The sequence below is a fragment of the Bacillus sp. AR8-1 genome, from assembly GCF_008042345.1.
GTDB classification, from domain to species: domain Bacteria; phylum Bacillota; class Bacilli; order Bacillales; family Bacillaceae_G; genus Bacillus_A; species Bacillus_A cereus.
Genome location: NZ_QNUB01000048.1, coordinates 1 through 4,818, shown reverse-complemented (window position 1 = coordinate 4,818; position 4,818 = coordinate 1). Strand labels below are relative to the sequence as shown.

The window sequence follows — 4,818 nt, the reverse complement described above, 5'->3', positions numbered from 1 at the left end:
TTGCTACATATTATATGGTTAAGTCCTCGATCTATTAGTATTCGTCAGCTCCACATGTCACCATGCTTCCACCTCGAACCTATCAACCTGATCATCTTTCAGGGATCTTACTAGCTTACGCTATGGGAAATCTCATCTTGAGGGGGGCTTCATGCTTAGATGCTTTCAGCACTTATCCCTTCCGCACATAGCTACCCAGCTATGCCCTTGGCAGAACAACTGGTACACCAGCGGTGCGTCCATCCCGGTCCTCTCGTACTAAGGACAGCTCCTCTCAAATTTCCTACGCCCACGACGGATAGGGACCGAACTGTCTCACGACGTTCTGAACCCAGCTCGCGTACCGCTTTAATGGGCGAACAGCCCAACCCTTGGGACCGACTACAGCCCCAGGATGCGATGAGCCGACATCGAGGTGCCAAACCTCCCCGTCGATGTGGACTCTTGGGGGAGATAAGCCTGTTATCCCCGGGGTAGCTTTTATCCGTTGAGCGATGGCCCTTCCATGCGGAACCACCGGATCACTAAGCCCGACTTTCGTCCCTGCTCGACTTGTAGGTCTCGCAGTCAAGCTCCCTTATGCCTTTGCACTCTACGAATGATTTCCAACCATTCTGAGGGAACCTTTGGGCGCCTCCGTTACACTTTAGGAGGCGACCGCCCCAGTCAAACTGCCCACCTGACACTGTCTCCCGGGTCGATAAGACCCGTAGGTTAGAATTTCAATACAGTCAGGGCGGTATCCCACCAGCGCCTCCACCGAAGCTAGCGCTCCGGTTTCAATGGCTCCCGCCTATCCTGTACAAACTGTACCAAAATTCAATATCAGGCTACAGTAAAGCTCCACGGGGTCTTTCCGTCCTGTCGCGGGTAACCTGCATCTTCACAGGTACTATAATTTCACCGAGTCTCTGGTTGAGACAGTGCCCAAATCGTTACACCTTTCGTGCGGGTCGGAACTTACCCGACAAGGAATTTCGCTACCTTAGGACCGTTATAGTTACGGCCGCCGTTTACTGGGGCTTCAGTTCAGAGCTTCGCTTACGCTAACCCCTCTCCTTAACCTTCCAGCACCGGGCAGGTGTCACCCCCTATACTTCGCCTTACGGCTTCGCAGAGAGCTGTGTTTTTGCTAAACAGTCGCTTGGGCCTATTCACTGCGGCTTTCCGTTAAGAAAGCACCCCTTCTCCCGAAGTTACGGGGTCATTTTGCCGAGTTCCTTAACCAGAGTTCTCTCGCACACCTTAGGATTCTCTCCTCGCCTACCTGTGTCGGTTTGCGGTACAGGCACCTTTTATCTCGCTAGAAGCTTTTCTTGGCAGCGGGGAATCAAAGACTTCGCTCCATAAGGAGCTTCCCCATCACAGCTCAGCCTTCACGATAAGCGGATTTGCCTACTTATCAGCCTAACTGCTTGGACGTGCACAACCAATCGCACGCTTCTTCTATCCTTCTGCGTCCCTCCATTGCTCAAACGATAAAGAGGTGGTACAGGAATATCAACCTGTTGTCCATCGCCTACGCCTGTCGGCCTCGGCTTAGGTCCTGACTAACCCTGAGCGGACGAGCCTTCCTCAGGAAACCTTAGGCATTCGGTGGACGGGATTCTCACCCGTCTTTCGCTACTCATACCGGCATTCTCACTTCTAAGCGCTCCACCAGTCCTTCCGGTCTGACTTCACTGCACTTAGAACGCTCCCCTACCACTGATACCATTGGTATCAATTCGCAGCTTCGGTGGTGTATTTAGCCCCGGTACATTTTCGGCGCAGAGTCACTCGACTAGTGAGCTATTACGCACTCTTTAAATGGTGGCTGCTTCTAAGCCAACATCCTAGTTGTCTAAGCAACTCCACATCCTTTTCCACTTAATACACACTTTGGGACCTTAGCTGGCGATCTGGGCTGTTTCCCTCTTGACTACGGATCTTATCACTCGCAGTCTGACTCCTAAGGATAAGTCATTGGCATTCGGAGTTTGACTGAATTCGGTAATCCGATGAGGACCCCTAGTTCAATCAGTGCTCTACCTCCAAGACTCTTACACTTAAGGCTAGCCCTAAAGCTATTTCGGGGAGAACCAGCTATCTCCAGGTTCGATTGGAATTTCTCCGCTACCCACACCTCATCCCCGCACTTTTCAACGTGCGTGGGTTCGGGCCTCCATTCAGTGTTACCTGAACTTCACCCTGGACATGGGTAGATCACCTGGTTTCGGGTCTACGACCACGTACTAAACGCCCTATTCAGACTCGCTTTCGCTGCGGCTCCGCCTCTTCAGCTTAACCTTGCACGGGATCGTAACTCGCCGGTTCATTCTACAAAAGGCACGCCATCACCCATTAACGGGCTCTGACTATTTGTAGGCACACGGTTTCAGGATCTCTTTCACTCCCCTTCCGGGGTGCTTTTCACCTTTCCCTCACGGTACTGGTTCACTATCGATCACTAGGGAGTATTTAGCCTTGGGAGATGGTCCTCCCAGATTCCGACGGAATTTCACGTGTTCCGCCGTACTCAGGATACATTCAAGAGAGAACGAAGTTTCGACTACGGGGTTGTTACCCTCTACGACGGACCTTTCCAGGTCGCTTCGTCTACCTCGTTCCTTTGTAACTCCGTATAGAATGTCCTACAACCCCAAGAGGCAAGCCTCTTGGTTTGGGCTATGTTCCGTTTCGCTCGCCGCTACTCAGGAAATCGCATTTGCTTTCTCTTCCTCCAGGTACTTAGATGTTTCAGTTCCCTGGGTCTGTCTTCCATACCCTATGTATTCAGGTAAGGATACCATACCATTACGTATAGTGGGTTTCCCCATTCGGAAATCTTCGGATCAAAGCTTACTTACAGCTCCCCGAAGCATATCGGCGTTAGTCCCGTCCTTCATCGACTCCTAGTGTCAAGGCATCCACCGTGCGCCCTTTCTAACTTAACCAAACTAAAAATTAAAAAATATGAGCTACACTGTTATCTAGTTTTCAAAGAACATACATTTATATATGAGAGATAGTTCTCTCAAAACTGAACAAAACGAAACACGGAAACTTATATTGATGAACAGCGTTCATCAATTCTCCATAGAAAAGAATGAGCTACACTGTTATCTAGTTTTCAAAGAACATACATTTATATATGAGAGATAGTTCTCTCAAAAAAACGAAACACGGAAACTTATATTGATGAACAGCGTTCATCAATTCTCCATAGAAAGGAGGTGATCCAGCCGCACCTTCCGATACGGCTACCTTGTTACGACTTCACCCCAATCATCTGTCCCACCTTAGGCGGCTGGCTCCAAAAAGGTTACCCCACCGACTTCGGGTGTTACAAACTCTCGTGGTGTGACGGGCGGTGTGTACAAGGCCCGGGAACGTATTCACCGCGGCATGCTGATCCGCGATTACTAGCGATTCCAGCTTCATGTAGGCGAGTTGCAGCCTACAATCCGAACTGAGAACGGTTTTATGAGATTAGCTCCACCTCGCGGTCTTGCAGCTCTTTGTACCGTCCATTGTAGCACGTGTGTAGCCCAGGTCATAAGGGGCATGATGATTTGACGTCATCCCCACCTTCCTCCGGTTTGTCACCGGCAGTCACCTTAGAGTGCCCAACTTAATGATGGCAACTAAGATCAAGGGTTGCGCTCGTTGCGGGACTTAACCCAACATCTCACGACACGAGCTGACGACAACCATGCACCACCTGTCACTCTGCTCCCGAAGGAGAAGCCCTATCTCTAGGGTTTTCAGAGGATGTCAAGACCTGGTAAGGTTCTTCGCGTTGCTTCGAATTAAACCACATGCTCCACCGCTTGTGCGGGCCCCCGTCAATTCCTTTGAGTTTCAGCCTTGCGGCCGTACTCCCCAGGCGGAGTGCTTAATGCGTTAACTTCAGCACTAAAGGGCGGAAACCCTCTAACACTTAGCACTCATCGTTTACGGCGTGGACTACCAGGGTATCTAATCCTGTTTGCTCCCCACGCTTTCGCGCCTCAGTGTCAGTTACAGACCAGAAAGTCGCCTTCGCCACTGGTGTTCCTCCATATCTCTACGCATTTCACCGCTACACATGGAATTCCACTTTCCTCTTCTGCACTCAAGTCTCCCAGTTTCCAATGACCCTCCACGGTTGAGCCGTGGGCTTTCACATCAGACTTAAGAAACCACCTGCGCGCGCTTTACGCCCAATAATTCCGGATAACGCTTGCCACCTACGTATTACCGCGGCTGCTGGCACGTAGTTAGCCGTGGCTTTCTGGTTAGGTACCGTCAAGGTGCCAGCTTATTCAACTAGCACTTGTTCTTCCCTAACAACAGAGTTTTACGACCCGAAAGCCTTCATCACTCACGCGGCGTTGCTCCGTCAGACTTTCGTCCATTGCGGAAGATTCCCTACTGCTGCCTCCCGTAGGAGTCTGGGCCGTGTCTCAGTCCCAGTGTGGCCGATCACCCTCTCAGGTCGGCTACGCATCGTTGCCTTGGTGAGCCGTTACCTCACCAACTAGCTAATGCGACGCGGGTCCATCCATAAGTGACAGCCGAAGCCGCCTTTCAATTTCGAACCATGCAGTTCAAAATGTTATCCGGTATTAGCCCCGGTTTCCCGGAGTTATCCCAGTCTTATGGGCAGGTTACCCACGTGTTACTCACCCGTCCGCCGCTAACTTCTTGAGAGCAAGCTCTCAATCCATTCGCTCGACTTGCATGTATTAGGCACGCCGCCAGCGTTCATCCTGAGCCAGGATCAAACTCTCCAATAAAGTTAGTTTGTCTAGCATCTAAAAATAAAAATTGACGTTTCACGTTGTTTGTTTCGTT

At 50.7% G+C, this 4,818-nt stretch carries 2 rRNA genes; both read right to left on the bottom strand.

The features are described 5' to 3' along the window. Positions 1-14: 14 nt before the first annotated feature. Positions 15-2,936 (bottom strand): 23S ribosomal RNA (locus DN400_RS25425). Between the two features lie 272 nt (positions 2,937-3,208). Continuing rightward, positions 3,209-4,760, bottom strand: a 16S ribosomal RNA gene (locus DN400_RS25420). The 16S and 23S rRNA genes sit together here, the layout of an rRNA operon. Between the last annotated feature and the right edge of the window lie 58 nt (positions 4,761-4,818).